This window comes from Streptomyces bobili (genome assembly GCF_002154575.1).
GTDB lineage: Bacteria > Actinomycetota > Actinomycetes > Streptomycetales > Streptomycetaceae > Streptomyces > Streptomyces bobili.
This window is the reverse complement of the sequence record NZ_MUBA01000227.1, coordinates 1-4,111: the sequence shown is the minus strand read 5'-3', so window position 1 is coordinate 4,111 and position 4,111 is coordinate 1. Positions and strand designations below refer to the sequence as shown.

Genomic DNA, 4,111 nt, shown 5'->3' with positions numbered 1-4,111 from the left:
GGCGGCGAGCGCGGTGACGGCCAGTCTCACCAATGGGGCATGCAGCGGCACGGACGGTCCCTCCCGAATCAGGGTGCACAGACGGATCACAGCTTGGTTCGAACACCATTGCGCAGCAAGGAAAATGATGATGAATCAGATATTTGGCCGATCGGCCCGACGCGTGGCCGGTGAGCGTCCTTCTCGCGGACGGCGGACAATGGGCGCATGAGCATCGTCAAGATCAATGTGCTGACCGTTCCCGAGGAGCAGCGCGAGACGCTGGAGAAGCGGTTCGCCGCGCGGGTGGGTGCCGTCGAGAACTCGGACGGGTTCGAGTGGTTCGAACTGCTGCGCCCGGTGGAGGGCACCGACACGTACCTCGTCTACACGCGCTGGCGCAGCGAGGAGGACTTCCAGAACTGGATGTCCGGGCAGGGACAGGCCGCCCACCGCGGCGGGGGCGGCGGCGCCACCGAGGGCGGCGAACGGCCGAAACCGGCCGCTTCGGGCGCGACGCTGTGGTCCTTCGAGGTGGTCCAGCAGGCCGCCCCCGGGCGGAGCGGACCCGCCACCGAGTAGGCTCCTCACTCATGGCGCACGCTGATGACCTGCTCGCCGACATCGCCGCAAGGGTCGAGTCTGAGCACAACAGTCGGATGTCCCTCACCGTGGTGATCCCCGGAGCCGTGATCACAGGCCGGCTGGCACCGGAGACGCTGTGGAAGCAGCGGGTGGCGGAGGTACTCGAAGCCTCCGATCAACTCGCGGTGTTCTCCACGGTGTTCACCCGGCCGGACGGCACCGGCAAGCCCCCCGAGCCACGGGCGGACCGGCCCACCCACCTGCACTTCCACGTCGCACGGATCCTTCAGGGCAACTTCGGCATCCCCGACACCGGTGGCATGTACCGGGTCGCCCTGGAGGACGTGAGCGCGTGGACGATCGGGGACATCGGGTATTCGGATCACTGAGGCCGACGCGGTGACCCGCCGGCTGCGGGCAGCCCTGTCCTAGTCCTCTAGCCGTCCTCCGGGTCGTCCTCCCGGATCGCCGCCACCGCCTCCCGTACGTCGTCGTCCGGATCGTCCGCGAGGGTGTCCAGGAGGCCGGCGACGCCCGGTGTACGCCAGCCCGCGACCGCCCACACCAGCGCCTCCCGTACGGAGGGGTCGGGGTGGGCGGCCAGCGGGACCAGCCGGGGCAGCGGGCCCCGGCGGCGCGTCCCGAACCAGTGCAGGGTCTCGCGCAGGGCGGCCGGGTCGCCGGGGTCCCCGGCCTCCGTGATCCTGGCGAGCAGCGTCCGCACCGGGGGCGGCGGCCCGTCCAGGGGGTGCGGCAGCCGCTCGCGCAGGCGCCGGGCGCCGTATCCGCCGCGTATCCGGCAGCCGTGACAGGTGCAGGGGCGGGTGCCGTGCGCGTCGGGGAGGTACCGCCAGCCCGCCACCTGGGGTGCCCTGCGGATCCGGTGCACCTCGCGCGGGCGGATCGCGCGCGGCACGAAGACCTCCCAGCCGCGCGGGTCGTCGAGCACCGCGATCCGCCGTACGGCCTCCGCGGCGGCGACGCTCTCCTGCCTGCCCCGCCGCCGGTCCGGATACCGCCCGACCAGGACCTCCTGGGTGTCGTCCAGCCGGACGTGCACGGCGACGAGCCCGCCCCGGCTGCCGAAGCGGGCGAGTTCCCGCAGCCACTGATGGGTGAGCGTGTGCGACGCGAGCACCGGGAAGCAGAACACGCCGCGGGCGCCGCCCTGCCCCTCGCTCGCCGCGCGGATTCCGGAGCGGCGGATGCGGGGGGCGTGGGCGGCGGAGGTCAGGTGCACGAACATGGCCATGGACGGGGATCGTAGGCGGGTGGCCTTCACCCCGCGTCCACCGGTCGGCCGTTACGCCCCGTCGGTCACCGTCAGGCTCCCGGTCAGCGTGATGCCCGCCCCGGTGCCGTCCTCCGGGGCCGCGGTCAGTTCCCAGGTGTACGTCCCCGCCGGGACCCAGGTGCCGTCGGCGAGGGTGCCGTCCCAGGCGGCCGTGAGCGCGGCGCCGGCCGCTCTCGCGTCGAGGGTGCGCAGGATCTTCGTCTTGCGCCTGATCACCAGCTGGGCGCCGGTCGCCGGCTTGGACAGCTGCCAGACGGGCGTCCAGGTGGTGCCGGCGGTCCGGGTGTACGTCGCGGGAGCCTGGGCGGCGCTCACGATGAGCGGCTGGGCGGGGACGCCGCTCGGTACGACGTGGGCGGTGCCGTTGGTCTCCAGCCAGGCGACGCCGCCGCCGAACTTGTCGACGTCGTAGTTCTTCCAGCCCGGCACCGAGGGAAGGGCGGTGAGAGTGCGGGGCGCGCCCGCGGTACCGGTGTGGAAGTCGGTGAGCCGGAGCAGCCCCGCGTCGGTGTCGTGGTTGACGACGAAGCCGTCGCCGAGCCTGCCGCGTGCGGGCAGAGTGACATCGGCGCCGGTTTCGAGGTCGTACACGCCGAACGGGGTGGCGGGGTCGCCGCCGACGATGTCCTGGCCGAGGCAGTCCCAGTAGACCCAGCGGCCCACGGTCTGGACGTCGCGGATCTGGCAGGAGGCGCCGACGGTGTACGAAGTGACCTGGCCGGTCGCCAGGTCGCGGGCCTCGATACGGCCGCCGGTGCCGTCGGTGGTCCACAGGGTGGAGCCCCACAGCGACGCGGCGGGGGTGGAGAGCCGCTGGACGACGGCCGGGCCGCCGGGTGCCTCGAAGTCGACGACGACCCGTTCGTCGCCGCCGCCGTACACCGCGTACCGTCCGGCGGCGTCGCGCAGGCCGCGGCCCGAGGTCGGCGGGACGGCGCGATCTCGGTGCGGGTGCCGTCCGCGGCGGCGCGCACGATCAGGTCGCGCTGGGTGGCGTCGTCGTGGCGGACGTGCACGACGGAGCCGTCCCCGGCGGCGAGCGGCTGGCCGTAACTGTCGCCCAGGGGTGCGGTGGTGACCTCCGAGCGCGGCCCCGCGGCGGGCGCCGCGCCGAGGGTCACCTTGCGGGTCTGATAGGCGGGACGCGGGGCGCTGTCCTCCTCCTTGGTGACCAACTGGCCGCCGCCCAGGGCGATTCCGCGCAGTACGGCGGGCCGTTCGGGCACCTCGGACAGGGTGCGCAGGGTCGGCGCGCCGTCAGCGCCGGTCTCCACGCGCCGTACGGCCCAGTCACCCGCGTCCGCGCCGCCGACCGTGACGGCTCCGCCGCCGGGGATCTGGGACAGGTCGGGCTGGGCGGCGGCGAGCAGGGTGACCGGTGAACCGCCGCTGATGGGCGTGGCCTTGAGGGGGCCGCCGGCGCGCAGCGGCGGGTTCTGCTCGGTGGCCGCGGCGGGCCGGTACGAGGTCAGCAGCCAGTCCCCGGCGAGGCCGACGACGGGGATGTCCGCGCCGGAGGACGGGACGGCGACGGAGGTCTGCGCGCCGGTCAGGTCGTCGCGGCGGACGACGCGGGCGGTGGACATGCCCTGCTGGTACCAGGCGATGTGGGTGGGCGAGACGGCGGCCTGGATGTTCCACGACGCGTCGACGGCGACACCGGAGGCGACGGGCGTGAGGGTGCCGGTGGTCAGGTCGAGGACGCCGATCGTGTGACCGCGCGTGAAGCGCACGACGGCCACCGTGCCGTCCCCGGCCACGACCGGGTACTGGTCGAGGCGCAGCCCCTCGGGCGGATCCACGACGGTGTCGGTGGTGACGCCGTCCCGGACGCGGAGGATGTGCAGCTTGTCGATCTGCCAGACGTCGTTGTACGAGGTGCTCAGCACCGTCGTGCCGAACGAGCCGACGGTCGACTGCCCTTCGGGCACGGTCAGTTGCGTGGACGCGCCGGTCGCCGGGTCGCGCAGCTCGACGACCCCGCTCACGCCGACCGGCACGGGCAGGACGTCCGTGCCCGCGCCGTAGGAGCCCTGCTGGCCGGGGACCCTGCCGGTGAAGTCGTCGACCGTGCGCTCGGTGCCGTCGTAGCCGTGCCACTGGTACGTCGCGGCGGAGCCGTCGGTCGTCTCGCGGCGGTGGAGGTAACCGGTGTCCCCGGCGGCGTAGAGGGTGTCCTGGACGGGGACGTACCTGGCCGGGGCGGGCAGCGTGAGGGCGGTCGGGTCGGCCGCGTCGGCCGTGCCCTCGGCG

At 73.9% G+C, this 4,111-nt stretch carries 4 protein-coding genes and 1 pseudogene; 2 read left to right on the top strand and 3 right to left on the bottom strand.

Features of this window, described 5'->3' with window-relative positions; all coding sequences use genetic code 11:
* Positions 1-207: 207 nt before the first annotated feature.
* Both BZL64_RS19240 and BZL64_RS19235 read left to right on the top strand, forming a co-directional pair.
* On the top strand, positions 208-561 hold the full coding sequence (locus tag BZL64_RS19240; RefSeq protein ID WP_086770429.1) for an antibiotic biosynthesis monooxygenase family protein: 354 nt from the start codon (positions 208-210) through the stop codon (positions 559-561).
* Positions 562-572: 11 nt separating this feature from the next.
* Positions 573-953, top strand: a complete 381-nt coding sequence (locus BZL64_RS19235) for a hypothetical protein (protein WP_086770428.1) — start codon at positions 573-575, stop codon at positions 951-953.
* 47 nt (positions 954-1,000) lie between these two features.
* On the opposite strand, the gene BZL64_RS19230 is transcribed toward BZL64_RS19235, so the two are convergent.
* The 3 genes and pseudogenes from BZL64_RS19230 to BZL64_RS39860 all read right to left on the bottom strand — a co-directional run.
* Complete coding sequence (locus BZL64_RS19230; RefSeq protein WP_208639473.1) at positions 1,001-1,816, bottom strand: HEAT repeat domain-containing protein; 816 nt, start codon at positions 1,814-1,816, stop codon at positions 1,001-1,003.
* Positions 1,817-1,867: 51 nt separating this feature from the next.
* Positions 1,868-2,287, bottom strand: a complete 420-nt coding sequence (locus tag BZL64_RS39565) for a FlgD immunoglobulin-like domain containing protein (RefSeq protein WP_143663219.1) — start codon at positions 2,285-2,287, stop codon at positions 1,868-1,870.
* A pseudogene (locus BZL64_RS39860) lies at positions 2,170-4,111 on the bottom strand (hypothetical protein); the annotation flags it as partial. The pseudogene BZL64_RS39860 and the gene BZL64_RS39565, both read right to left, overlap by 118 nt.

Excerpts from the sequence above, each read along its gene's own strand:
- BZL64_RS19235 (WP_086770428.1), top strand. The coding sequence starts at position 573 with ATGGCGCACGCTGATGACCTGCTCGCCGACATCGCCGCAAGGGTCGAG.
- BZL64_RS19230 (WP_208639473.1), bottom strand. The coding sequence starts at position 1,816 with ATGGCCATGTTCGTGCACCTGACCTCCGCCGCCCACGCCCCCCGCATC.
- BZL64_RS19240 (WP_086770429.1), top strand. The coding sequence starts at position 208 with ATGAGCATCGTCAAGATCAATGTGCTGACCGTTCCCGAGGAGCAGCGC.